Origin of the sequence: Rhizobium sp. RSm-3 (genome assembly GCF_001854685.1) — a bacterium.
GTDB lineage: Bacteria > Pseudomonadota > Alphaproteobacteria > Rhizobiales > Rhizobiaceae > Rhizobium > Rhizobium ecuadorense.
The window spans coordinates 53,840-78,148 of record NZ_MAWZ01000009.1 but is presented as its reverse complement, the minus strand read 5'-3'; the positions used below and the strand labels follow the sequence as shown (position 1 = coordinate 78,148).

General features: G+C 62.2%; 20 protein-coding genes. 12 read left to right on the top strand and 8 right to left on the bottom strand.

What is annotated here, in order from left to right; all coding sequences use genetic code 11:
* Positions 1–192 precede the first annotated feature (192 nt).
* Complete coding sequence (locus tag BBJ66_RS11540; RefSeq protein WP_071087075.1) at positions 193–1,524, bottom strand: MFS transporter; 1,332 nt, start codon at positions 1,522–1,524, stop codon at positions 193–195.
* A 377-nt stretch (positions 1,525–1,901) separates the two neighbouring features.
* Here BBJ66_RS11540 and cyoA point away from each other — a divergent pair, with 377 nt between their 5' ends.
* From cyoA to BBJ66_RS11510, 6 genes are all read left to right on the top strand, one after another.
* Complete coding sequence (gene cyoA, locus BBJ66_RS11535) at positions 1,902–3,086, top strand: ubiquinol oxidase subunit II (RefSeq protein ID WP_071087073.1); 1,185 nt, start codon at positions 1,902–1,904, stop codon at positions 3,084–3,086.
* Positions 3,087–3,128: 42 nt separating this feature from the next.
* On the top strand, positions 3,129–5,132 hold the full coding sequence (gene cyoB, locus BBJ66_RS11530) for a cytochrome o ubiquinol oxidase subunit I (protein WP_071087071.1): 2,004 nt from the start codon (positions 3,129–3,131) through the stop codon (positions 5,130–5,132).
* 5 nt (positions 5,133–5,137) lie between these two features.
* On the top strand, positions 5,138–5,758 hold the full coding sequence (gene cyoC / locus BBJ66_RS11525) for a cytochrome o ubiquinol oxidase subunit III (RefSeq protein ID WP_049735264.1): 621 nt from the start codon (positions 5,138–5,140) through the stop codon (positions 5,756–5,758).
* Positions 5,755–6,156 carry a cytochrome o ubiquinol oxidase subunit IV gene (gene cyoD, locus BBJ66_RS11520; protein WP_071087069.1) on the top strand — a complete coding sequence of 134 codons (402 nt, stop codon included), beginning with the start codon at positions 5,755–5,757 and terminating at the stop codon, positions 6,154–6,156. Before cyoC ends, cyoD begins: the two co-directional genes overlap by 4 nt.
* A gap of 46 nt (positions 6,157–6,202) precedes the next feature.
* Entirely contained in the window at positions 6,203–6,961 is a 759-nt protein-coding gene (locus tag BBJ66_RS11515; RefSeq protein ID WP_071087067.1) for an SURF1 family protein, read from the top strand.
* Between the two features lie 106 nt (positions 6,962–7,067).
* Positions 7,068–8,219, top strand: coding sequence for an acyltransferase family protein (locus BBJ66_RS11510; RefSeq protein WP_071087066.1), 1,152 nt, complete (start codon positions 7,068–7,070; stop codon positions 8,217–8,219).
* Positions 8,220–8,291: 72 nt separating this feature from the next.
* Here BBJ66_RS11510 and BBJ66_RS11505 read toward each other — a convergent pair whose 3' ends face one another.
* From BBJ66_RS11505 to BBJ66_RS11495, 3 genes are all read right to left on the bottom strand, one after another.
* Positions 8,292–10,220 carry a hybrid sensor histidine kinase/response regulator gene (locus BBJ66_RS11505; RefSeq protein ID WP_049735259.1) on the bottom strand — a complete coding sequence of 643 codons (1,929 nt, stop codon included), beginning with the start codon at positions 10,218–10,220 and terminating at the stop codon, positions 8,292–8,294.
* Between the two features lie 70 nt (positions 10,221–10,290).
* On the bottom strand, positions 10,291–11,697 hold the full coding sequence (locus tag BBJ66_RS11500) for an FAD/NAD(P)-binding protein (RefSeq protein ID WP_071087064.1): 1,407 nt from the start codon (positions 11,695–11,697) through the stop codon (positions 10,291–10,293).
* A 279-nt stretch (positions 11,698–11,976) separates the two neighbouring features.
* Positions 11,977–12,594 (bottom strand): flavodoxin family protein, encoded by a 618-nt coding sequence (locus tag BBJ66_RS11495; RefSeq protein WP_071087062.1) that lies wholly within the window; start codon positions 12,592–12,594, stop codon positions 11,977–11,979.
* A 124-nt stretch (positions 12,595–12,718) separates the two neighbouring features.
* On the opposite strand from BBJ66_RS11495, the gene BBJ66_RS11490 reads away from it, so the two are divergent.
* The 4 genes from BBJ66_RS11490 to BBJ66_RS11475 all read left to right on the top strand — a co-directional run bounded on the left by BBJ66_RS11490 (position 12,719) and on the right by BBJ66_RS11475 (position 18,750).
* On the top strand, positions 12,719–14,680 hold the full coding sequence (locus tag BBJ66_RS11490; protein WP_190238084.1) for an ABC transporter ATP-binding protein: 1,962 nt from the start codon (positions 12,719–12,721) through the stop codon (positions 14,678–14,680).
* Positions 14,681–14,899: 219 nt separating this feature from the next.
* On the top strand, positions 14,900–16,798 hold the full coding sequence (locus BBJ66_RS11485; protein WP_071087058.1) for an ABC transporter ATP-binding protein: 1,899 nt from the start codon (positions 14,900–14,902) through the stop codon (positions 16,796–16,798).
* Between the two features lie 111 nt (positions 16,799–16,909).
* A complete protein-coding gene (locus tag BBJ66_RS11480; RefSeq protein WP_071087056.1) occupies positions 16,910–17,230 on the top strand; it encodes a hypothetical protein in 321 nt (106 codons plus the stop codon).
* A 482-nt stretch (positions 17,231–17,712) separates the two neighbouring features.
* On the top strand, positions 17,713–18,750 hold the full coding sequence (locus BBJ66_RS11475) for a LacI family DNA-binding transcriptional regulator (protein WP_071087055.1): 1,038 nt from the start codon (positions 17,713–17,715) through the stop codon (positions 18,748–18,750).
* 5 nt (positions 18,751–18,755) lie between these two features.
* On the opposite strand, the gene BBJ66_RS11470 is transcribed toward BBJ66_RS11475, so the two are convergent.
* The gene (locus BBJ66_RS11470; RefSeq protein WP_071087053.1) at positions 18,756–20,048 is read right to left on the bottom strand and encodes an MFS transporter; all 1,293 of its coding nucleotides are present in this window, start codon (positions 20,046–20,048) and stop codon (positions 18,756–18,758) included.
* Positions 20,049–20,189: 141 nt separating this feature from the next.
* Complete coding sequence (locus tag BBJ66_RS11465) at positions 20,190–21,389, bottom strand: multidrug effflux MFS transporter (protein WP_071087051.1); 1,200 nt, start codon at positions 21,387–21,389, stop codon at positions 20,190–20,192.
* 170 nt (positions 21,390–21,559) lie between these two features.
* On the opposite strand from BBJ66_RS11465, the gene BBJ66_RS11460 reads away from it, so the two are divergent.
* The gene (locus BBJ66_RS11460; RefSeq protein WP_083335548.1) at positions 21,560–22,300 is read left to right on the top strand and encodes a TetR/AcrR family transcriptional regulator; all 741 of its coding nucleotides are present in this window, start codon (positions 21,560–21,562) and stop codon (positions 22,298–22,300) included.
* Positions 22,301–22,326: 26 nt separating this feature from the next.
* On the opposite strand, the gene BBJ66_RS11455 is transcribed toward BBJ66_RS11460, so the two are convergent.
* On the bottom strand, positions 22,327–22,767 hold the full coding sequence (locus tag BBJ66_RS11455) for a response regulator (RefSeq protein WP_049736342.1): 441 nt from the start codon (positions 22,765–22,767) through the stop codon (positions 22,327–22,329).
* A 262-nt stretch (positions 22,768–23,029) separates the two neighbouring features.
* Between BBJ66_RS11455 and BBJ66_RS11450 the strand changes: the two genes are divergently transcribed.
* The gene (locus BBJ66_RS11450) at positions 23,030–23,569 is read left to right on the top strand and encodes a L,D-transpeptidase family protein (RefSeq protein WP_071087048.1); all 540 of its coding nucleotides are present in this window, start codon (positions 23,030–23,032) and stop codon (positions 23,567–23,569) included.
* 7 nt (positions 23,570–23,576) lie between these two features.
* Here BBJ66_RS11450 and msrA read toward each other — a convergent pair whose 3' ends face one another.
* Entirely contained in the window at positions 23,577–24,284 is a 708-nt protein-coding gene (gene msrA, locus BBJ66_RS11445; protein ID WP_049736340.1) for a peptide-methionine (S)-S-oxide reductase MsrA, read from the bottom strand.
* Positions 24,285–24,309: the final 25 nt, after the last annotated feature.

The window sequence follows — 24,309 nt, the reverse complement described above, 5'->3', positions numbered from 1 at the left end:
GGCTCAGACTGCTGACGCAAAGCCGGGCCAAGTCCTCTTCCGTCATGCTCGGGCTTGTCCCGAGCATCTGCAACCGGCTCAGCAGATCCTCGGCACAAGGCCGAGGATGACGCGGAGTAAAGAGTGAAGTTTATCAGCAACCCGAGCCCGCAGCCTGCACTTCCGATACCGGCTGCGGGGGCAAACCTATCTCTATTCCCGCTGTTCCAGCGCCCTGCTGAAGGCGAGTGCGGCCAGGGTGCAGATCGCGCCGGAGAGCAGGTAGTAGCCGACGAAGGTCAGGCCGAAGCGGCTGGAGAGGCTGAGCGCCACCAGCGGCGCGAAGCCCGCGCCGATCAGCCAGGCGAGGTCCGAGGTGAAGGCGGCGCCGGTGTAGCGATAGCCGCGGCCGAAGCGCGACGAGATCGAGCCGGTCGCCTGGCCGAAGGACAGGCCGAGCACGCCGAAACCGATGATGACGAAAGCGTCGTGGCCGCTGTTGCCGGAGGCGATCAGGATTGGCCCGACGAAGCTGAAGACGGCGATCAGGACGGCGCAGATGGCAAGCTGGGCGCGCCGGCCGATGCGGTCGGCGATCAGGCCCGAGGCGATGATCGTGAGGATGCCGACCATGGCGCCGACCACCTGCACCACCATGAAGGCGCCGATCGGCTGGTTGCCGTAAAGGCTCATCCAGCCGAGCGGGAAGATGGTGACGAGGTGGAACATGGCAAAGCTTGCGAGCGGCACGAAGGCGCCGATCAGGATATCGCGGCCGTGAACGCGCAGCACGTCGAGGATAGGTGCTGCCTCCAGCTCGTGCTGTTCGAGCAGAGTGCCGAATTCCTTGGTCATCACCAGCCGCAGACGCGCAAACAGCGCCACGACGTTGATCGCGAAGGCGACGAAGAAGGGGTAACGCCAGCCCCAGGAAAGGAAATCCTCACTGGAAAGATTGGCGACGAAATAACCGAACAGCGTGCTTGCCAGCGCAAAGCCGATCGGCGCGCCGAGCTGCGGGATCATCGCATACCAGCCGCGGCGATTGGCCGGCGCATTGAGCGCCAGCAGCGAGGCAAGCCCGTCCCAGGCGCCGCCGAGCGCAAAACCCTGGCCGAGGCGGAAGAGCGCCAAGAGTGCGATCGACCAGACGCCGATCTCCTCATAACCCGGCAGGAAGGCGATCGAGGCCGTGGAGCCGCCGAGCAGGAAGAGCGCGATCGTCAGCTTGGTGCCGCGCCCATACATCCGGTCGATGGTCATGAAGACGACCGAGCCGACCGGGCGGGCAAGGAAGGCGAGCGAAAAGATGGCGAAGGAATAGAGTGTCGCCGTCAGCCTGTCCGGCGCGAAGGGGAAGACCAGCTGTGGGAAGACCAGGACCGAGGCGAGGCCATAGACGAAGAAATCGAAGAATTCCGACATGCGGCCGATGACCACGCCGACGGCGATGCTGCCAGGCGAAACCGGTTTGTCGTCGTGAATACGCCGCGCGTCGCGTTCCAGCGACGATGATGACGGCCCGTAATGCGATGTTGTTGCCATAAACGCCTCCTCGTTAAGGCGCTTCCGGCAAGGCGCCCCAAGCGTGATCTTGATCAAACCCGCAGGCTTATCAAGTCCGTAAGACTGAAATAGTTGATCATCACGGCGCAAATGAAGCGTGCAAAGGAAAAATTGCGTGACCCGAACGGTGATTTTCCCCTGCAAATGCTGGCTTGGCCGGTTGTTGGGGATATATTGGACTGAAACATGCGCCGGCGAAAAATCCTTCTGGATTTCATCAGGATTTCAACGCTATAGCACACCATGATTTACGCCGCAGTGCGGCATGCTTGCTGCACTGCGACCAAAGGCCTCATGTCGCGATCAGGTTCAGTGCTTTAGTCGCGAGACAAACGAAACAACAAGAGCTTAGAGACGTGCCAAAACTCATGAAGTTTTCCCGCCTTCTATCCGTCTTGCCGCTGCTTTTCCTGGCAGGATGCAACATGGTGGTCATGGCGCCGTCCGGCGACATCGCCGTGCAACAGCGCGATCTCATCGTCATCTCGACGGTGCTGATGCTTCTGATCATCATCCCGGTGATCTTCCTGACGCTGCTCTTCGCCTGGCGCTACCGCCACTCCAACACGGCCGCAACCTATGCGCCGGAATGGCACCATTCGACCCGCCTCGAAATCATCATCTGGGCTGCACCCCTGGCGATCATCATCGCGCTCGGCGCCGTGACCTGGATTTCCACCCATAAGCTCGATCCCTACCGGCCGCTCGATCGCCTCGATGCGGAGCGCGCCATTCCGGCCGATACCAAGCCGCTGACCGTCGAGGTCGTGGCGCTCGACTGGAAGTGGCTGTTCTTCTATCCCGAACTCGGCATCGCCACGGTCAACGAGCTCGCCGCCCCGGTGGATATGCCGATCAATTTCAAGATCACCGCCTCCTCGGTGATGAACTCCTTCTATATCCCCGCCCTTGCCGGCCAGATCTACGCCATGCCGGGCATGGAGACCAAGCTGCACGCCGTCATCAATAGGGAAGGCGAGTATGAGGGCTTCTCCGCCAATTACAGCGGCGCGGGCTTCTCGCATATGCGCTTCAAGTTCCACGGTCTTACCCGCGAAGGCTTCGACGCCTGGGTGGCGAAGGTCAAGCAGCAAGGCACGATGCTCAACCGCGACACCTATCTGAAGCTGGAGAAGCCGAGCGAGAAGGAACCGGTGCGCTACTATGCCGGCGCCGATGCCGATCTCTACGGCGCCATTCTCAACATGTGCGCCACGCCGGGCAAAATGTGCATGAACGAGATGATGCACATCGACATGAAGGGCGGCGGCGGCAAGGAGAGTGCCGAGAATCGCGACAAGCTGCAATATGACAACCGCCATGCCGACGAAGGCATCGTGGCGCCTGCCGCCACCGTGCCGGCAACGGGCGCTCCGGCGCGCAGCGAACCGGCCAAGTCAAACGATGGCAACAGCATGCAGCACGACATGCCCGGCATGCCCGGCATGCAGGGCATGGACATGCAGCATGACGGCCATTCCATGCCCGGCATGACCAACGGCGCCGATCCTGCGCCGGCGCAGCTCAACAACAACAATTAACCTGGCGCTTTGCGTCGCAAGACATAATGAACGGGTTGTTCCATGTTTTCCAATCCTGACCTCCTGAAGTTCGTCTTCGGCCGGTTGACCCTCGATGCCATCCCCTATCACGAGCCGATCCTGGTCGTGACCTTCATCGGCGTCGTCATCGGCGCGATCGCGGTGCTCGGCCTCATCACCTATTTCAAGTTCTGGGGCCCGCTCTGGAACGACTGGATCTGCAGCGTCGATCACAAGAACATCGGCATCATGTATGTGATCCTCGCCGTCATCATGCTGTTGCGCGGCTTCTCCGACGCCATCCTGATGCGCACCCAGCAGGCGATCGCCTTCAACGGTTCGGAGGGTTATCTGCCGCCGCACCATTACGACCAGGTGTTCACCGCCCACGGCGTCATCATGATCTTCTTCGTGGCAATGCCCTTCGTCACCGGCCTGATGAATTTCGTGGTGCCGCTGCAGATCGGCGCGCGCGACGTCTCCTTCCCCTTCTTGAACAATTTCTCCTTCTGGATGACCACCGCCGGCGCTGTTATCATCATGCTGTCGCTGTTCATCGGCGAATTCGCCCAGACCGGCTGGCTCGCCTACCCGCCGCTGTCGGGCGCAGCCTACAGTCCTGGTGTCGGCGTCGACTATTATATCTGGGGCCTGCAGGTGGCGGGTGTCGGAACGACGCTTTCGGGCATCAATCTGATCGCCACCATCGTCAAGATGCGCGCGCCGGGCATGACCTTCATGAAGATGCCGGTCTTCACCTGGACGGCGCTCTGCACCAACGTGCTGATCGTCGCCTCCTTCCCGATCCTGACCGCAACGCTCGCTCTGTTGTCGCTCGATCGCTACGCCGGCACCAACTTCTTCACCAACGACCTCGGCGGCAATCCGATGATGTACATCAACCTCATCTGGATCTGGGGCCATCCGGAGGTTTACATCCTGGTGCTGCCGGCCTTCGGCATCTTCTCCGAAGTCGTCGCCACCTTCTCGGGAAAACGCCTGTTCGGCTACGCCTCCATGGTCTACGCCACCTGCGTGATCATGATCCTGTCCTATATCGTCTGGCTGCATCACTTCTTCACGATGGGCTCGGGTGCCTCAGTCAACTCCTTCTTCGGCATCACCACGATGATCATCTCGATCCCCACGGGAGCGAAGATCTTCAACTGGCTCTTCACCATGTATCGCGGCCGCATCCGCTTTGAGGTGCCGATGCTGTGGACGGTCGGCTTCATGGTGACCTTCGTTATCGGCGGCATGACCGGCGTCATGCTCGCCGTGCCGCCGGCCGACTTCGTGCTGCACAATTCGCTGTTCCTCATCGCCCATTTCCACAACGTCATCATCGGCGGCGTTCTCTTCGGCATGTTCGCCGGCGTGAACTACTGGTTCCCAAAGGCCTTCGGCTTCAAGCTCGATCCCTTCTGGGGCAAGCTGAGCTTCTGGTTCTGGCAGATCGGCTTCTGGTTCGCCTTCATGCCGCTCTACGTCCTCGGCCTGATGGGCGTCACCCGCCGCATGAGCCAGTTCGAGGACCCGTCGCTGCAGATCTGGTTCATCATCGCCGCCTTCGGCGTCGGCCTGATTGCGCTCGGCATTGCCGCCTTCCTGATCCAGATCGTCGTCAGCTTCATGAAGCGCGAGGAACTGCGCGACGACAGCGGCGATCCGTGGGACGGCCGCACGCTGGAATGGTCGACCGCCTCGCCGCCGCCGGATTACAACTTCGCCTTCACACCCGTCGTCCATGATCATGACAGCTGGTACGACATGAAGAACCGGGGTTATGCGCGTCCGCTGGAGGGCTTCCGGCCGATCCATATGCCGAAGAACACCGGTACCGGCGCCATCCTCTCGGGCATCAGCGTCGCGCTGGCCTTCGGCCTGATCTGGTACATGTGGTGGCTGGTCGTCGTCTCCTTCGTCGCCCTGCTGGTCGTCGCGATCGGCCATACCTTCAATTACCGACGCGACTTCCACATCCCCGCCGAAGAGGTGACCGAAACGGAAGGCAAGCGCACCGCGCTGCTTGCCGAGCAGGTGTAATGACCATGAGCGATCAGACCATCGACACGGCCGAAAAGCCTGAATTCTACCTGACGGAAGATCATCATCCGGAAAACAGCACCAATCTCGGCTTCTGGCTCTACCTGATGAGCGACTGCCTGATCTTTGCGGTGCTGTTTGCCACCCACGGCGTGCTCGGCCGCAATTATGCCGCCGGTCCGTCGCCGGCCGATCTCTTCGATCTGCCGATCGTCGCCCTCAACACCTCGATGCTGCTGTTCTCGTCGATCACCTACGGCTTCGCGATGCTGCAGATGGAGCGCAACGCCAAGGCGGAGACGCTGTTCTGGCTTGCTGTCACCGGCCTGTTCGGCGCAGCTTTCATCGGGCTCGAACTCTATGAGTTCATCCATCTGATCCACGAAGGCGCCGGGCCGACGCGCAGCGCCTTCCTCTCCTCCTTCTTCACGCTGGTCGGCACGCACGGTCTGCACGTCACCTTCGGCATCATCTGGCTGATCACGCTGATGGTGCAGGTGTCGATGCACGGGCTGGTCGAAGCCAACCGCCGCCGGCTGATGTGCCTGTCGATGTTCTGGCACTTCCTCGACGTCGTCTGGATCGGCGTCTTTTCCTTCGTCTATCTCCTGGGAGTTCTCGGATGAGTTCGCAAGCACCCGCACATGAGGACGCCCACGAGGCCCATCACGGCCACAGCCACGGTCATCAGGCAGGCCACGGTACCTTCCGCAGCTATATGACGGGCTTCGCGCTCTCCGTCGTCCTGACCGCCATTCCCTTCTGGCTCGTCATGGCCGGCGTGTTCGCCAGCCCGCTGGTGACGGCGGTGCTGGTGATGGGCATCGGCGCCATCCAGATCGTCGTCCATATGGTCTTCTTCCTGCACATGAACCCGCGCAGCGAGGGCGGCTGGACGATGATGGCGCTGATCTTCACCATCATCATCGTCGCCATCGCGCTCTCCGGTTCGCTCTGGGTCATGCATCATCTCAACAGCAACATGATGCCGATGAGCCCCGAGATGATGAAGAACATGCCGTGATCGTCACCGAGCGCCGGCGGCAGCGCCGCCGGCATCGGGTCAGCCTATGAGCGGGTCTCTCCCGGACAAATCGCAAAGGCGGCCTTTTCAGGCAAAACGCATCATCTTCTGCGTCTGCCTGGCGCTGCTTGCCACAGCTCTCGCGGCCCTCGGCACCTGGCAGGTGCAGCGGCTTGCCTGGAAGCGCGACCTCATCGCCCGTGTCGATGAGCGTGTGCATGCCGCAGCAGTGTCGGCACCGGCGCAGGCCGATTGGGGCAAGGTCAGTGCCGCCGATGACGAATATCGCCGGGTGACCGCAGCCGGGACGCTGGCGAACGACAAGGAAACGCTGGTCTACGCCTCCACGGTGCTCGGTCCGGGTTATTGGGTGATGACGCCGCTCATCCTTGCCGACGGCACGGCCATTCTCGTCAATCGCGGCTTTGTGCCGATCGACAGGCGCGATCCGGCCACCCGCCGCGCGGGCGAATTGTCGGGTCCGGTCGAGATCACCGGCCTCATGCGGATGACCGAGCCGAAGGGATCGCTGCTGCAATCCAACGACGCCGCCGCCGACCGCTGGTATTCGCGCGATGTCGCGGCGATCGCTGAAAAGCGCGGCATCGGTGCGGTCGCGCCCTATTTCATCGATACCGATGCGACCGCCAATCCGGGCGGCCTGCCGGTCGGCGGCCTGACCATCATCCATTTCCCCAATAACCATCTCGTCTATGCGCTCACCTGGTACGGGCTGGCCGCGATGGCGATCGCCTTGCTGGCATTCATCCTTCGCGGCGAGATCGGAAGAGGCCGCCGGGAATAGTCGGCCCGGCAATTGGTTGCGCCGGCTGGCTTCAGCGCAACCGGATTAATATCGTGTAAAGCGATGTCCGATATTTCTGACCGGAACAGACTAGAAAAAGCTGCACATGAACCGGCCGGATTACATTCCCAGTCTCGATGGCCTGCGCGGTACCGCCGCGCTGCTGGTCGTTCAAGCCCATCTCGGACTTATCTTTCCGAATGCGTCCCTGCATCTCATGACCATGGGCAGCGAAGCCGTCGGCTTGTTTTTTGCTCTCAGCGGCTTTCTGATGGCCCATCTCTACGGTTCACGGCCGGTGACCAGAGAAAGCGTCCTGGATTTTCTGGCGAGCCGCTTTGCCCGCATCTATCCGGTTTATCTCACGGCCGTTCTGCTCGTGGCGATGCTGTCCGGCATAGCAAATCTGGACTTCATTCAGCCCATCATCGGCGGCACGGACTTTGTGCGACACGTCTTTCTTCTGGGCTCGAGCGGGGTTTTCTGGTCAATTCCACCCGAAATTCAATTCTACCTGCTCTTCCCGATCCTGTGGCTTTGCCTGGCCCGCCCGCAGCGCTACAGCGGGGTGATCGTCGGTTTCGCAGTGGTCGTCGTGGTGGATGGTCTGCTTGAATTGCCAGGACCTGGAATCATGCTCGTTTCCAAGCTTCCTTACTTTCTTTTCGGCGCACTTGCCGGGAAGATGCATTCCTACTGGGATAAATGGACGCCATCCGCGCTCACGGGAATTTTGACGCTGTTCCTTCTGGTGGTGTTCTTCACCTACAGGAATCTCGCGCCTGGTTTTTCCCCCGAATTCTGGAGCCTGCAAAGCGCGGTCGCCGCAGCCGTCATCGTGGCGCTCGTCGCTCGCCAACCTCCCATCGCGGCAAATGTCCTGGCAGCTGCACCGACGAGATTTCTCGGGACGATCAGCTTCTCACTCTATCTTTTCCACGTCCCGATAATGTTCCTGGTGCATCGGACTTTTGAAACTGTGATGCCGGAACCGGCGCTCATCGCGGTAGCCCTGTTCGTTGCGGTGGGGGGAGCATGGTTCCTGCACGAGACGATCGAAGTCCCGAGCCGACGCCTGCTCGTCGGCTTGTGGCAGCGTCATCGGCAGCGCGTCGAAACTCCGGCTGAGCAGATCGAACGCGCGATCCTTGACCTGCAAGACACCGAAAAGCGTCTCCAGAGCGGCGCCGCTTCATCCACGGCCGGGACTGACCGCGCCGTCATCCAGGATAATGGCGACGAGAAGCGTCTGGCCTAGCGCCGCCGCCCCAGCTTTTTGTTTTACGCAATTCCGGACGGAAAACCGTTTCACTCTTTTCCTGGATTTGCTCTAAGAAGCGACCCGGCTGATCGCATCGGCGAGCTGCGCCTGCGAGAAGGGCTTGCCGAGGCGGGGCAGATTGGCGATGCCGGTGCCTTCGGGGAGTTCGGCGTAACCGGTTGCGAGAATGATCGGCATTTCAGGCCATTCCCCGCGGATCACCTTGGCGAGCTCGGCACCTGTCATGCGCGGCATGGCATGGTCGCAAATCACCAGATCGACCGGCTGCCTGCGCAGGATCTCGAGCGCCTCGGGACCTGCCATCGCCTCGAACACGGTGTGACCGAGATCCTCCAGCATTAGCGTCGTATTCATCAGCACCAGACCATCGTCATCGACGGCGACGATGCGCAGCCCGCGCGGCGCATTTTCCGCGCGTTGCGGCAGGTCGGCCGCGACCTGCACCGCCTGCTTGACATTGACGACCGGGAACCACAACTCAGCCGTCGTGCCTTCGCCAAGGCGGCTCTTCAGCATCAGGCGGCCGCCGGACTGGGAGGCAAGGCCCTGAACCATCGAAAGGCCGAGACCGGTGCCCTTGCCGACACCCTTGGTGGTGAAGAACGGCGTGATTGCCTGCTCCATCGTCTTTGCATCCATGCCCTCGCCTTCATCGATCACCGCGATTCTCACATAGCGGCCATGCGGCAGCGGACCCTTGCCTGACGGCGCGGTTTCCTCCGACGCGCGAAGCACGATCCGGCCGCCGGAAGGCATGGCGTCGCGGGCGTTGACCACGAGGTTCAGGATCGCCATCTCCAGCTGGTTCGGATCGGTCAGGATCGTCGGCAGCCTGACCGGGAAAGAGGTCTCGATCCTGGTGAGGGGGCCGAGCGACCGGCTCAGCATATCCATCATGCCGCGCATCAGGCCGGAAACGTCGATCGGCTCGATGTGCAGTTCCTGCCGGCGGGAAAAGGCCAGCATGCGCTGCGTCAACGCCGCGCCCCGCTGGGCCCCCTGCATGGCGTTATCGACAAGCGATGTCAGCGACAGATCCTGCGGCATGCGTTTCTTCAGGATTTCCAGACTGCCGAGCACGGCCATCAGCAGATTGTTGAAATCATGGGCGATGCCGCCGGTCAATTGGCCGATCGCCTCCATCTTCTGCGATTGGAACAGCTCTTCGCGGGCCTGCTCCAGCGCCCGCTGGGTCTCCATCTTCTCGGTAATATCGCGGGTGATCTTGGCAAAACCCAGCACACCGCCTTCATCGTCGCGGATGACGTCGATGACGATGCTGGCCCAGAAGCGGGTGCCGTCCTTGCGGACGCGCCAGCCTTCCCGCTCGAACCGGCCTTCGGCGCGCGCGATGCCGAGCGCCATCTCCGGTACGCCGGCTTCACGGTCCTCCGGGGTATAGAAGGTCGAGAAATGCCGGCCGATGATTTCATCGGGCCGATAGCCCTTGATGCGCTCGGCGCCGAAATTCCAGCTGCTGACATTGCCGTCGGGATCGAGCATGTAGATCGCATAATCCGAAACGCCCTGGACCAGCCGGCGGAATTGTTCCTCACTCTGGCGGATCGCCTTTTCGGCCGCTCTGCGTTCGGTCAGGTCCCGGGTGATCTTGGCATAGCCGATGAGTTCGCCGGAGGGACGGCGGATCGGGTCGATGATCACATGCGCCCAGAAGCGGGTTCCATCCTTGCGCTGACGCCAGCCCTCGCCCTCGAACCGGCCCTGCTCCTTGGCGGTTGCGAGCGCGCGCTCCGGAATTCCCGCGGCGCGGTCCTCTTCCGAGTAAAAACGGGAAAAATGCTCACCGAGAATTTCCGACGGCTTGTAGCCTTTGAACCGCTGCGCACCGGTATTCCAGCTGGTGACGATGCCTTCAGGGCTGAGCATATAGATGGCGTAGTCGGTGATGGCATCGACCAAAAGGCGAAAGCGTCCCTCTTCGTTTAGGGACGTATCTTGTCGATTCAGCGCTTCCATCGGCCCCTCTTACTCGCCAGCGCTTGATAACGCCGCGGCAGGCGGATGGTTCCGAAGCGGCCTCAAATTTTCAGACTGCCCTGACCTGCGGATAGAACTGCGCGCCCACCCGCTCGGCAGCGGCATAGGCCTGCGAGACAATCTCCGGCACCAGATCGATATCGGGAAGGCTGCCGAGGCCGAGCGGGCCGACGGCAAAAAGCCCGGCAACGGTTGAGCCGTCCTCCAGGAAGGGCTCGCCGCGCGCATTGACCGCCAGCCCCAGCGAGAGTTCGTCGGGCATGGCGAGGCCGGCGGAAAACAGGCTTCCGATCAGCGGCGCCGAAAGATCCGGCGCCTGACAACGGCAATCGATGACGCGTTCGGCATGGATGACCTCTTCGGTGGAGGAACCGGCCGGCGTGAAGAACAGGCCGCTGAGGCCACGGCGCCCGGCCCGGCCGCGGCGCAGCACCGTGCGGCCTTCGGCAAGCTCGCGTTTCAGGCGCAGGTGCATGGCCTCCGGCAGGCGGTTGCGGTGGCTGTCGTAGATTGCTCTCAGATGCCGGTTGAACTGGTGTTTGTGGCGCGCCGGCAGCGAACGCCAGAGCGAGCGAGCGTGTTTCCTCAGGCCGTTCATCACCGATTGCCAGCTTCTGCCCTCTTCCTCGGCCTCGCGGCAAGCCTGACGGATGAAGCGGACGATCTCGGGCAGGCTCTCCGGCAACGCTGCGGCCGGAAACACCGGATCGGCGGAATTCGGCGTATGGCTCTGCGGCAGGAAGCCGCGCCTGGAGATGATCGTCACCTGGCCGGCATAACCGGCATCGCGCAGCTGCAGCAACTGGTCGACGACGCGGATGCCGCTGCCGAGCAGAACCGCATGCGGCCTTGCCACCAGCCGCTGCGCCCTGACCGGCGAAGCCTCCTCGCCGCCGGCGCCCTGATCGTTCAGGCCATAGCCGGTGGCTAGCATCACGGTATCGAACAGCGGATTGGCGGGATTGGCGCTTTCGAGCAGGAAGCGGTTGCCGTGGCTCCTGCGGATCGCCACCACCGGATCGTTGCAGACCTGGACCGTGATGTCTCTGCGCGCGGCCAGCGCTTCGGAAAAGCGCTGGTAGACATAATCGCTGAAGATTTCCTTCGGCACGAAGATCTGCCGGAAACCGGGTATGGCGGCCGGCACGGCGGCGCGGAAGGCTGTATTGCTGCAGAGCCAGTCGTTGAAATCGTCGCTGTCGCCGACCGCGACCGAGAGATCGCGCACACGGGTATTGAGGATCGTCGAAGAGCGGACCGAGGCCAGCGCCTGGCCGCCGCTGACCGAGGAATTCGGATCGAACAGCTGCAGATGGAAGGGCGCACGCACCGTCTTCATCAGCGCAATCGCCGTCATCATCCCGGAAAAACCGCGTCCGACGATGGCAATCCGCGGCACGGCCGAAATCTGCGCCGCCGCATTGGCTCTGGCGGAAAAAAGTCCCTGAACCGTCATCGCAACTCCTTTGCGGCTTCATCCGCACCGTGTGTCGATCGAGGTTTCAACGCATAGACTGCGGATCATGCGTTGATGAGGTTCATGCGGCCATTCACGATTTGCCGCAGGATCGAAGTCCGAGCCGGAGGCCCCGGAAGTGCACGAGCGGAGCAATCACGCCCGTCTATAGTCTATCAAACTAGTCGTGTATCAAAGCGCCAAACGGCGCCCGTGGCAAGAGCTTTGTTGCCACGAGGGTTCAAGCTTTTGAAAGTAAACGATTTAGACGGGCCGACTTCAGCCGTCCTCGCCCGGATATTGCTTGGCCTTCAACAGGCCCGCCAGATGTGCCGTGTTGCGCGCCAGCATGTCGACGGCTGTCGTCACGACCTTCGGCACCTTGTCGAGATCGACGAAATTCCTGGAACCCATCGCCTCGCCGACCCAGTAGGCGACGGCATTGGCCGGAATGGTGAAGCCGACGTCGTTCAGTGCCTGGTAGAGTTCGGCCGACACATGATGGGCGCCATCCTCGTTGCCGACGACGGCGACGGCCGCGACCCTGCCGTAGGAGACCATGCGGCCCTGATCGTCGGTCTCGTCGAGGAAGGCGTCCATGCGCTCCAGCGCCCGCTTGCAGACGCTCGACGGCTGGCCGAGCCAGATCGGCGTCGCCATGATCAGGATGTCGGCGGCGAGCAGCTTGGCGCGAATATCCGGCCAGTCATCGCCTTCGCCTTCGTCCGATGTGACGCCCGGCTTGACGTTGAAGTCGGCAAGCCGGAGCACTTCCGTCTTGACGTCATAGGCCGACAGCGCCTTGTCGATGAGACCGATCATCCGGTCGGTCGAAGACGGCTCCTTGGCGTTGGTCATCTTGAGTGTGGCATTGAGAGCGAGGGCTTTCAGTGGCATGGGTCTCTCTCCGGTAACGGTTGCCCGACAGGGTTTGCCTGCTGCAACCCACACGCGCGCCGATTGTTCCCGTCCGGATGCGAGGGGCGCTCACGTAAAAATAACCAGTTGGTGAATTCTTTACTTGAACCCCCAAATGGAATCGGCAAAAGTGACGGTGCTATCAATCCTTTCATGGATTTGCCGTCTTTTCGGGCCAGCGTCCGACCACACATCTATTGGAAAAAACACCGTGAGCAGCGATGCGTTAATACGCGCGACGAAGCCTTCGGCTTCGATGGCGCTTGCAACTGCGGCAGGCTGGGGCCGAGGCCTCTTCACATTGGTGCGCATCACCATGATGGCCTTCCGCCACCCCTGGCAATCGGGCTTTGCGATCGGCGCCACGCTGGTCGCCTCCACCTTCCAGCTGATGATCCCCCGCCTTCTCGGCCAGGCGGTCGACCACACGCAGATGGCGATGAGCGGCGGCGCCGCGGGCCAGGCGGCGCAGGACGCGCTTCTGACCACGGCGCTGCTTCTGCTCGGCGCCAGCGTGCTGCGCGGCCTCTTCACCATGGTTCAGAACTATTACAGCGAAGCCGTTGGTCATCACATCGGCTACGAATTGCGGCTGGCCTGCTACGAAAAGATCCAGCGCCTCTCTTTCAGCTTTCACGACACCGTACACTCCGGCGATCTGATCACCATCGGCCTGCTCGATCTCGAAGGCGTGCGCATGTATTTTTCGACAGCGCTCGTCCGGATGATCCTGCTGTCGATCCTGATCGGCATCGGCGCTTATATGCTGCTGTCGACCGACATGGTGCTCGGCCTGCTGGCGCTCTCCTTCGTACCCTTCGTCGGCTGGCGCTCCTCGGTGACGCAGCTGAGGCTGCGCGCCACCTGGCTCGACCTGCAGGAGCGGCTGTCGGTGCTGACCCGCATCATGGAGGAAAATCTCGGCGGCATCCGCGTCGTGCGCGCCTTTGCCGCACAGGACCACGAGCTGTCGAAATTCGAGGCGGCCTCGAAAAACGCGCTGGCGCTCGCGCATCAGCGTGTCGGCATCCGCGTGACGAATACCAGCGCCATGACCTTCTCCTTCTTCGCGGCGATGGGCTTGGTGCTTTTCGTCGGCGGCGGCAAGGTGATGTCGGGCGAGATCACCGTCGGCACGCTCGCCTCGTTCCTGACCTTCATGACCATCCTGCAGATGCCGGTGCGCCAGCTCGGCCTGATGGTCAATGCCTTTGCCCGCGCCTCGACCTGCGGCACGCGGCTCTTCAACCTGCTCGATCTCGACATCGCAATCAAGGATGCGCCGGATGCGCGGCAACTGAACCTTACCGATGGCGTGCTGCGCTTCGAGAATGTCAGCTTCGCCTATCCGGGTTCGGAAAAACGCACTGTGCTCCACGACGTCTCCTTCGAAGCCAGGCGCGGCCAGACGATCGGCATCGTCGGGCCGCCCGGCAGCGGCAAGTCGACGATCGCCCATCTGATCCCCCGCTTCTACGACGTCAGCGGTGGCAAGATCACCCTCGACGGCCAGGACATCCGCAAGGCGACGCTGCAATCGCTGCGCCGGGCGATTGCCGTCGTGCAGCAGGATTCCTTCCTGTTCACCACGACGATCGAAAACAACATCGCCTATGGCGACCCCTGGGCGAAGGAAGGCCGCATCGAACGCGCCAGTGAAAGCGCCCAGCTGCACAATTACGTGCTCGGCCTTCCCACTGGCTATGGCACTGTCGTCGGCGAGCGCGGTGTGTCGCTGTCCGGCGGCCAGCGGCAGCGTCTTTCGATCGCCCGCGCGCTGATGCTGAAGCCGGCGGTGATGGTGTTCGACGATTCCACCGCGGCGATCGACGCGGCCACCGAGCAGCGCATCCGCAGCGCCATGCGCCGCTATGCCGCCGACCGCGTGACGATCATCGTTGCCCATCGCCTGAGCTCGCTGATGCATGCCGACCAGATCCTGTTCGTCGAAGACGGAAAGATCGTCGAGCGCGGAACCCATGCGGCGCTGCTGGCGCTCGGCGGACGCTACAAGGCGCTCTATGAGCTGCAGGTGCGGCCGGGCGACGAGGTGTTGAGCGCGTAATCCTCTCTTCTCCCCATCGGGGAGAAGTGCCGAGCAAAGCGAGGCGATGAGGGGGCGAGGCGCGATAGCGACGAGCGCGCTGAGCGGAAGCGAAGGGCAAATAAGGGCGTGCCGTGCGGCCCCCTCATCCGCCCTCCGGGCACCTTCTCCCCGCTGGGGAGAAGAGGAAAAGCAATGAGATGCAGGCCACCCGACGTCATGGCCGCAGGAGGAACGACGATGGCCGAGGAACTGGAAACCGAGCGTCCCGACGTTCGCGAGGACGGGCGCCGCCCCCCGCGGGCGGTGGTCGGTTCGCATCGCGTCGAGGAGGAGATGTTCGGCAAGGCCTTCGACGGCAACATCGTCAAGCGCATCTGGGCTTTCGTTCATCCCTATCGCCGCCAGGTCGCCTGGTCGGTCGTCGCCGTCCTGACCTTCACGATGATGCAATTGCTGATCCCGCTGATCATCCGTTACGCCATCGACCACGGCATGGCGCCCGGCGGCAGCCCTTCGGCGCTGATCTGGTCAATCGCCGCCTTCGCCATCGCCATCCTTATCAACTATGCGGCAAGCTACGCGCAGGAAACGCTGGTCGGCGGCGTGGCGGAAGACGTGCTCTTCGATATCCGCAGGGCGATGTTCTCGCATCTCCAGCGCGTCTCGCTCTCCTTCATGGACAAGACCGAAGTGGGACGGCTGATGTCGCGTCTGCAGGGCGACGTCAACTCGATGCAGGAGTTCCTCGAGACCTCGGTTCTCTCGGTCGGCGATATCGTGCTGCTCTTCGGCATCGTTTTCGTCATGCTCTATCTCGATTTCAAGCTGGGGCTGCTGACACTCTCGGTGCTGCCGGTGCTGTTCATCGTCCGGCTGTTCTGGCTGCCGCTCGCGCGCAAGTCCTTCATGGCCGCCCATGAGACCAATTCTGTTGCGGCCGGCGCGCTCGCCGAAGCCATCCACGGGGTGCGCGCCGTCCAGAGCATGGATCGGCAGGGCGTCAACTTCACCCTTTACGACGACAAGGCGCATGCGAACTTGCGGACGCATCTGACGGCGGCGCGTTATGCGCAGGTGATGGTGCCGATCGTCGACAGCCTGACCGGCGTCGCCATGGCGCTCGTCATCGTCGTCGGCGGCGCCCGCGTTCTCAACCAGGCGCTCGATGTCGGCGTGCTCGTCGCCTTCCTGTTCTACATCCAGCGCTTCTTCGACCCGATCCGGTCGCTGACCCTGCAATATTCGGTGATGCAGCGCGCCATGGCCTCCGGCCAGCGGCTGACCGAAGTGCTCGACGTGCCCGTCGACATCAAGGACGCGCCCGACGCCAAGGCGCTATCGCGCGACATGGACGGCTCGGTCGAATTCAGGGACGTCGTCTTCGGCTACAACCCGAAGCACCCGGTGCTGAAAGATGTGAGCTTCAAGGTCAATCCCGGCGAGACGGTGGCGCTGGTCGGGCCGACGGGCTCCGGCAAATCGAGCTGCATGTCGCTGATCCATCGTTTCTACGACGTGCAGCAGGGCCAGGTGCTGGTCGGCGGCCACGATGTGCGCGACCTGACGCAGGATTCGCTCGGCGCGCAGATCGCCATGGTGCTGCAGGAGCCCTTCCTCTTCACCGGCACCGTCTTCGAAAACATCCGCTACCACAAGGCGGAAGCGACACGCGAACAGGTGATCGAGGCGGCCAAGGCCGTCGGCGCGCATGAATTCGTCATGCGCCTGCCCGATGGTTATGACAGCGTTCTCGGCGAGCGCGGCGGCAATCTCTCGCTCGGCCAGCGCCAGCTTCTGAGTTTTGCCCGGGCCTTGGTGGCGGATGCGAAGATCCTGGTGCTCGACGAGGCGACCGCCAATATCGACAGCTATACCGAGATGCTGATCCAGAAGGCGCTGGTCAAGCTGCTCGAAAACCGCACCGGCCTCGTCATCGCCCACCGCCTGGCAACGATCCGCGAGGCCGACCGCATCATCGTGCTGCAGAACGGCGAGATCATCGAAAGCGGCAACCACCGGCAGCTGATGAAGAACGGCAAGCTCTATTCCAGGCTCTATAACCTCAACTACGCCTCCTTCGACGATATTCCCGAAGAGGTGCTGGAAGAAACGACGGCGACACAATCGGCGACCTAAGACTAAAGGCGGATGACATGCATTAACGCATGTTGCAAAGATTGAACGAACCAACGCCTTGCTGCCGCATTTCCCTTTTAATCGGGGGCCGGTACCACTGAGGAGAATATTATGAAGAGAATTGTTAGCAGCCTGTTGATCGCGACGGCCCTTGTTGGATCGGCTATTCAGCCCGCTGCCGCGCGTGACCATCACCACCACAACAATACCGGCCGCATTATCGCCGGCGGTGTTGCCGCAGGCGTCGTCGGCGGCCTGATCGGCGGCGCACTCGTCAATGGCGGCGGCCCTCGCTACGTCGATGAAGGCCCGCGTTATGTGGAGAGCCCCCGCTATGTCGAACCCCAGCCGAGATGCTGGTATGAGGACCGTGACGTCCGCAACCGCTATGACGGCGGCTACCACGCCGAAACCGTGCGGGTCTGCGAGTAGATCTGAAGTTTTTGAAGTGGTGCTGAATTCATCAGCGCCGCTCGACCCCCAGCCGAGGCTGCGTTGCGCAGCCTCGGTTTTTTTAGTTCATATCAACGGCATGCCGACCAGGAGAGCCGCTCATCCGGCTGCCGCCACCTTTTCCCGCTTGCGGGGCGAAGGGTATATGCGTCAACCTGTTCGTCCCTCACCAGCGTTCTCGCGGGGCACGTCCCCTCTCCCCGTTTTTACCGGGTTAGGGTGGGCGGCAGCCTTTGGCGCGAATCGGTCGGTCATCATAACGACAGTACCTTCGCAAAAACTTCCACCCGACCCGCCCTCTGTCGTGCAATTGAGAGCAATAGCACGCGGACGCGCCGCCGGCTTACGCACGCGTCATTCCCGAATTGGTCACCGCCGAACCTTCCAGCTTTTCGCAGGCGTCGTCATGTGGCAAGAAGGGTCATCACGCGCGGCGCTGCAAGGGAGGAAGATCGCCAGGGATGAAGGGAATTCGCCAGCTCGCCGAGCATCTCGACATTTCGATCGGCACCGTGTCGCGTGCGCTGAACGGCAAGCCCGACGTCAACGACGAAACGCGCCGGCGCGTGCTGGCGGCCGCCGAAGAGCTCGGTTACGTCGCCAATCAATCCGGCCGCAGCCTTCGCCAGGGCATGACCAATGTCATCGGGCTGATGCTCGAGGTCAGCCGTGAGACGGTGGAAAACAGCGACGACTTCTTCCTCGGCGTCACCGACGGGCTGCAGAGCGTCTTTTCCCGCCACAAGCTCGATCTGGTCATGCTGCCCTGCCCCGATGACGAGGATCCGCATGAATATCTGAAGCGCATGGTGGCGCGCCGCCTGGTCGACGCGCTGATCATCTCGGCGACCCGCCGCACCGACCGGCGCATCGAGCTCCTGGAAAAGGCCCGCATCCCCTTCGTGGCACTCGGCCGCAGCGCATCGGGCGGCAGCTATACCTGGATGGACCTCGATTTCGAGGGCGTCGCGGCGCGCGGCGTCGATCGGCTCGTCGCCAAGGGCCACCGGCGGATCGCGGTGGCCGCCCCCTCCTCCGATATCAATCTCGGCTATATCTTCCTCGACAGTTACCGTCAGGCGCTGCAACGCCACGATATCGCCTTCGACCCGGCGCTCGTCATCCGCGTCAAGTCGAGCGAACAGGGCGGCTATCAGGCCGGCCACGAACTGCTGATGATCGAGGAGCGGCCGACCGCGATCATCCTGATCCATGAGCTGATGGCGATCGGGCTTTACCGCCGGCTGGCAGAGGCCGGCATCGTTCCCGGCCGCGATCTCGCCGTCGTCGGTTTCCGCGAGGAGCCGCGCACGCATTTCCTGCAGCCGTCGCTGACCTCGTTCCGCATGTCGCTGCGCGATCTCGGCGCCCAGCTCGGCGAAACCCTGCTCGCCAGCATGCCGGCCTATGCCGAGCACTATCCGCAGGGCGCCCGCAACCGGATCTGGCCGCTGGAGCTCGTTCCCGGCGAAAGCGACGCTTTCACGCTGACCGGCTGAAGCCCTCAGACCCGGCTCGGCGCCGCCGAAGCCTCCCGGCTCGACAGCTGACGCGTGACGAAGAAGACGAGGAGGGCGCCGGCGGCAAGGCAGGCGGCCAGGAAGAACATCGGCGCAATCGTGCTGCCGCTTTCATCCTTGATCCAGGGCACGACGTTCTGGGCGACGAAACCGCCGAGATTTCCGACCGAATTGATGGCGGCAAGGCCGGCCGCGGCCCCCGCCCCCTTCAGGAACCGCGAGGGCAGGCTCCAGAACACCGGCTGCGGCGCGAAGATCCCCGCGGCGGCCACACACAGGAAGGCGAATTGCAGCGTGTGGTTCGGGATCAGCGCCGAGAGCAGCAGGCAGGCGGCGCCGATAAAGGCGGGAATGACGATATAGGGTGTCTTCGACTGCGCCTTGTCGGCCATGACAGGCACGGCATAGAGCGCCACCGCCACCAGCAGCCAGGGAATGACGTTGAGAAAACCATTCACCGTGTTGCTGACGCCGAAGGCCTTGACGATGGTCGGCAGCCAGTAGCTCAGCCCATAGGCCGACAGCGGGAAGGCGATATAGCAGAGCGCCATCAGCAGCACGCGCGGATCGATGAGCGCCTTGAAGCCGTCTCCGGCATTTTCGCCCATGCCGGCATTTTCCGAAGCAAGCCGGCGTTCGAGCCAGGCCTTTTCCTCGCTGCTCAAGAAACTCGCATTCTCAGGCCGGCCGGGAAGATAGAAGAAGGTGACGATGCCGGCGACGACGGCGGGAATGCCGGTCGCCAGGAACACCCACTCCCAGCCGGCAAAACCATAGAGACCATCGAGATCGAGCAGCACGCCGCCGAGCGGTGCGCCGACGGCATTGGCGATGGCGCTGAAGATCATGAACAGTCCGACCATCCTGCCGCGATAGGCTGAAGGAAACCACAGCGTCAGCAGATAGAGCACGCCGGGAAAGAAGCCGGCTTCGCAGACACCGAGTAGGAAGCGCAGAATATAGAACATCGTGGCGTTCTGCGTGAAGGCGAGCGCCACGGTGACGAGACCCCAGGAGACCAGGATGCGGGCGAACCAGACGCGGGCGCCGAGCCTGTCGAGGAACAGGTTGCTCGGCACCTCGAAGAGAAAATAGCCGATGAAGAACAGCGAAGCGCCGAGGCCGTAGGCATATTCGCTCATTCCGAGCGCATCGACCATCTGCAGCTTGGCAAAACTGACATTCTGCCGGTCGATATAGGCGATGAGGTAGAGGATGCCGAGAAACGGCATCAGCTTCCAGGTGATTTTCGAGATGAGCCGCTTCTCGTCGACCATGCGTCTTCTCCGGAATGACAATGCTTCGTCAGGCGTAGATAGCGCTACCCACCAATATTAAATTGCGCGAAGTATTTTCTCCCACGCCGCAACCCTGGTTGGTGGCCGCATCCGGCGGAACCGGGTGCGGCCTGTCTTTGATCATTCGGCGGCGGCAACCGCGGCGCGGCGGCCGATCGTCGCCTGGGTCAGCACGAAGGCTGCGAAGGCGCAGAGCGCGATGCCGGCGGCCATCGGAACGGCCGTGCCGTCGAAAAACAGGCTCGAGATCACCATGGCGACGGCGGCGATGACGAAATGCAGCGTGCCCATCAGCGATGAGGCGGTGCCGGCGATGGCGCCGTGATCCTCAAGGGCCAGCACGGCGCTCGTCGGGATGACGAGGCCGAGAAAGCCGTAGCCGATGAACAGGAAGCTCGCCATGACGGGCAGCTGGTTGAAGCCGGAGGCCATCACCACTGCCATGACGACCATCGCCAGCGCGAAGGCGCTGACGGCAATGCGCATGACGCGCACCAGGCCGAAACGCTCGCCGAGCCAGCCGGTAGCCTGCGACACCGCGAAGAAGGAGACGGCATTGATCGAGAAGGCGAAGCTGTATTGCGTCGGCGTCAGCCCGTAATGCTGGATGAGCACGAAGGGCGAATTGGCGAGATAGACAAGGAAGCTCGAAATGCCGAGACCGCCGATGAAGGTCAGCGTCAGGAAGTTGCGGTCGGCAAGCAGCAGCCGATAGGCGCTCATGGCGCTCTTGAGGCCGCTGCCGCTGCGCTCCTTGGCCGGCCGGGTTTCCTCAAGCTGGGTGGCGAGCAGGACGAGGCCGATGAAGGCGGCAATCGTCACCGCCCAGAAGACGCCGCGCCAGCCGTAGAATTCGATGACGGCGCTGCCGGTCAACGGCGCCAGGATCGGCGAGATCGAGAAGACCAGCATCAGCAGCGACATCAGGCGCGCGGCCTGCACGCCGGTATGCATATCACGGACGATGGCGCGCGGGATGACCATGCCGGCGGCACCGCCGATGCCCTGGACGAAGCGGAAGGCGATCAGCGTTTCGATATTGGTCGAGAGCGCGCAGCCGATCGAGGCGACGGCAAAGACGCCAATGCCGAGATAGAGCGGCAGCTTGCGGCCCCACATATCCGACAGCGGGCCGTAGACGAGCTGGGCAAGCGCAAAGGAGATGAAGAAAGCGAGAAGCGTCAGCTGGGTGACGTTGTTATCGGCATGGAGGTCCTGGCCGATGGAGGGCAGCGCAGGCAGATACATGTCGATGGCGAAAGGCCCGATGGCCGAGAGCAGGCCGAGAATGAGGGCGATGCGAAAGAAGGAAGCCGTCATAGGGTGATCTTTCGTAAAAGCGCGGGCGAAGGCGCCGAATCTTCGCTCCGCCGCATGGCTCTTAAGGGTTCAAATGATGATCGTTCGCGCGAAGACGAGGTTGGGAGCTCATATCTTCAGGGAAGCAAGCGTGTCAAAAATTTTGGACACAGATGTAAAATTAGACGCCATTGTCTAAAACGTCAAGACGCCTTATCTTCGTCGTCATGAAAGATCGCATGACACCGGCAATCCGGATGGGAGGGCATACACAGCGCGGACAATGCGCCAAGCGCATGTCGATCCTCGATGCCGCCGCCGACGTTTTCTGCCGCCAGGGTTTTGCCGGCGCCAGCATCGACGAGATCGCCGCCGTCGCATGCGTCTCCCGCCAGACGATCTACAATCACTACCGCGAAAAAGAGACGCTGTTCGTCGCCGTCGTCGAGGACGTCATGAACCGCGCCAACGCCATGCTCTTCTCCGTGCTGTCGGGCTTCCCCGAGAATGCCGACAATCTGGAGGACGGGCTGACGGCCTTTGCCGTACGCCTCAACAAGAACTGCATCTGCAATCACGACGGAAAATTCCTGCGCAAGCTGGTGCAGACCGAGGGTGAGCGCTATCCGCACCTGTTCGAAAGCTGGCGTCAGCAGGGCCCGGGCAAACTGACCACCGCCCTCTCCGCGCTTCTCGCGCGGCTCGCTCATACCGGCGCGCTGGTCATCGACGATTTCGACGTCGCCGCCCGGCAGTTCGTGGCGCTCGCCAATGCCGACCTGCAGATGATGACGCTGTTCGGAGGTACGCCAACCGATGAACAGCTTGAGAAGGCGGCGCGCAACGCCGTCCGCACCTTTCTCAAGGCCTATGGCAGGCCGGGAACCGATGGTGCCGGCCGGCCGCCGCAGCTTGCAGCCATAGCCGGCTGACCGGCATATCGCTCAAGCCCTTGATGTTAAGCAAAGACCGTCATCTGTGAGGGCACAACTGCGAACATGCCGACGCGGCGCGCGGCAAGGTAATTCACCAGTTGCTGGACGACGGAGGGCATGACCGGCTTCTGCACCACCCCGACCGCGCCCTTGACGCCATCGGCGACGACCTCCGGATTGCCGGTCATGAAGACCACCGCAATGCCGTGCTCCTGCGCCAGCCGCCGGCCGATCTCGGGCCCGGTCGGGCCGTCGGCGAGATTGACGTCGACGAAGGCGATATCGGCAAGCGGCGCCAGCCGCAGCGCCTGTTCGCGATCGCTCGCAAGGCCTGCCACCTGCATGCCCATGCCTTCCACCGTCGCCCCGAGATCCAGGGCGATGAGGAATTCATCTTCGACGATCAATACTCTCTGTCTCATGAGATCATCTCGTTGCCAGCGCCGCACGACATTGGTGGCCATGATACATCCCCTTGTTTACGCCATAACTCGAAAGAGGCATCCGCTCCGGCAGCTGTCCCTGCTCGAAACTCCTTGTCGTAACGGGCAACTTGACGATATGTTCCGCGGCGGAACGCGATTTTCCTCAATTAAAGTATTGTTAACGTTGATAAATTCTTAACAAGAAGTCGGCGAAGCAAAAATTGGACTGAGCGCGCACTTCTGGATGAGGGCGCGATGACACGATATGACTATTCCGTAGGTTTGAAGATCGAGGATTCTGGTGAGAAGCAAATTCATCGTCCTGGCCATCGTGATCGTCAGCTTGTTCGCCTATACCAAATTGATGGCAAGGATCGGCTCGGGCTCACCGCCTCCGGAAGCCCCGCTCGCGCAACAGGCCGACCTCATCCGCGTTTATAAATCCGAGCGGCGCATGGTCCTTCTCAAAGGGGATGTTCCGATCTCGACCTACCGGATTTCCCTGGGGCAGGCTGCCGATGCGGGTCCCAAGCAACGGGAAGGCGACGAAAAAACGCCGGAAGGGCGTTATGAAATCGACTGGCGCAATCCCAAGTCGATGGCGCATCTCAGCCTGCATATTTCCTATCCAGGCCCTGAAGACCGGCGCAATGCCGAATCCAATGGCTTTCCGCCCGGCAGCAATATCATGATCCACGGGCTTCCGAACGGCTGGGGCCTGTTCCGGCAAGCCCATCGGCTGTGGGATTGGACGGATGGCTGCATTGCCGTCACCAACGCCGAAATGCAGGATATCTGGGCTCGCGTCCCCGATCACACCCCCATCGACATCCTTCCCTGACGGGTAATCAGCCCTTAGAGCCTTTCCTGACGAGGACCGGCTGGCTGCGATAGTCGGCGGGAAATAGCGACTTCAGATTCTCGATTTTCGGCAGGTCGTTATAGACGATATAGGGATAGGTTGGATTGAGCGTCAGGAAGTCCTGATGATAGCCCTCGGCCGGATAGAAGCCGGTGGCGTCGGACACTTTGGTGACGATCGGCTGGGCGAAGACATGCGCCTTGTCGAGCTGGCCGATATAGCGCTCGGCGATCTTGCGCTGCCCGGCATCGGTGACGAACAGCGCCGAGCGATACTGCGTGCCCTGATCCGGGCCCTGGAAATTCAGCTGCGTCGGGTTATGAGCCACCGAGAAGAAGATCTGCAGCAACCTGCCGTAGCTGACCTCTTTGGGATCGAATTTCACCTCGACGGATTCGGCATGACCTGTCGCACCGGTGCCGACGGTTTCGTACTGCGCCGTTTTGGCTTCACCGCCGGCATAACCGGAGACGGCGCTTGTGACGCCTTTGACATGCTGGAAGACGCCCTGCACACCCCAGAAACAGCCGCCGGCGAAAATGGCGGTCTCGGTGCCGGACCCGCCCGCTTCGTCGACATCAGGCGGCGGGATGACGACGGCATCTTCGGCAGCGCCGGCGGCACCCGCAGAGATTGAGAAAATAGTGACGGCCAGGAGTGCGGCGAGGCTCCTGCGGCGGCAAGACATGAACATGGGTGCTACCTCCAGCGATTGCCCA

Coding starts and splice junctions, on each gene's coding strand:
- BBJ66_RS11540 (WP_071087075.1), bottom strand. CDS start 1,524: ATGGCAACAACATCGCATTACGGGCCGTCATCATCGTCGCTGGAACGC.
- cyoB (WP_071087071.1), top strand. CDS start 3,129: ATGTTTTCCAATCCTGACCTCCTGAAGTTCGTCTTCGGCCGGTTGACC.
- cyoC (WP_049735264.1), top strand. CDS start 5,138: ATGAGCGATCAGACCATCGACACGGCCGAAAAGCCTGAATTCTACCTG.
- cyoD (WP_071087069.1), top strand. CDS start 5,755: ATGAGTTCGCAAGCACCCGCACATGAGGACGCCCACGAGGCCCATCAC.
- BBJ66_RS11515 (WP_071087067.1), top strand. CDS start 6,203: ATGAGCGGGTCTCTCCCGGACAAATCGCAAAGGCGGCCTTTTCAGGCA.
- BBJ66_RS11510 (WP_071087066.1), top strand. CDS start 7,068: ATGAACCGGCCGGATTACATTCCCAGTCTCGATGGCCTGCGCGGTACC.
- BBJ66_RS11505 (WP_049735259.1), bottom strand. CDS start 10,220: ATGGAAGCGCTGAATCGACAAGATACGTCCCTAAACGAAGAGGGACGC.
- BBJ66_RS11500 (WP_071087064.1), bottom strand. CDS start 11,697: ATGACGGTTCAGGGACTTTTTTCCGCCAGAGCCAATGCGGCGGCGCAG.
- BBJ66_RS11495 (WP_071087062.1), bottom strand. CDS start 12,594: ATGCCACTGAAAGCCCTCGCTCTCAATGCCACACTCAAGATGACCAAC.
- BBJ66_RS11485 (WP_071087058.1), top strand. CDS start 14,900: ATGGCCGAGGAACTGGAAACCGAGCGTCCCGACGTTCGCGAGGACGGG.
- BBJ66_RS11480 (WP_071087056.1), top strand. CDS start 16,910: ATGAAGAGAATTGTTAGCAGCCTGTTGATCGCGACGGCCCTTGTTGGA.
- BBJ66_RS11475 (WP_071087055.1), top strand. CDS start 17,713: ATGAAGGGAATTCGCCAGCTCGCCGAGCATCTCGACATTTCGATCGGC.
- BBJ66_RS11470 (WP_071087053.1), bottom strand. CDS start 20,048: ATGGTCGACGAGAAGCGGCTCATCTCGAAAATCACCTGGAAGCTGATG.
- BBJ66_RS11465 (WP_071087051.1), bottom strand. CDS start 21,389: ATGACGGCTTCCTTCTTTCGCATCGCCCTCATTCTCGGCCTGCTCTCG.
- BBJ66_RS11455 (WP_049736342.1), bottom strand. CDS start 22,767: ATGGCCACCAATGTCGTGCGGCGCTGGCAACGAGATGATCTCATGAGA.
- msrA (WP_049736340.1), bottom strand. CDS start 24,284: ATGTTCATGTCTTGCCGCCGCAGGAGCCTCGCCGCACTCCTGGCCGTC.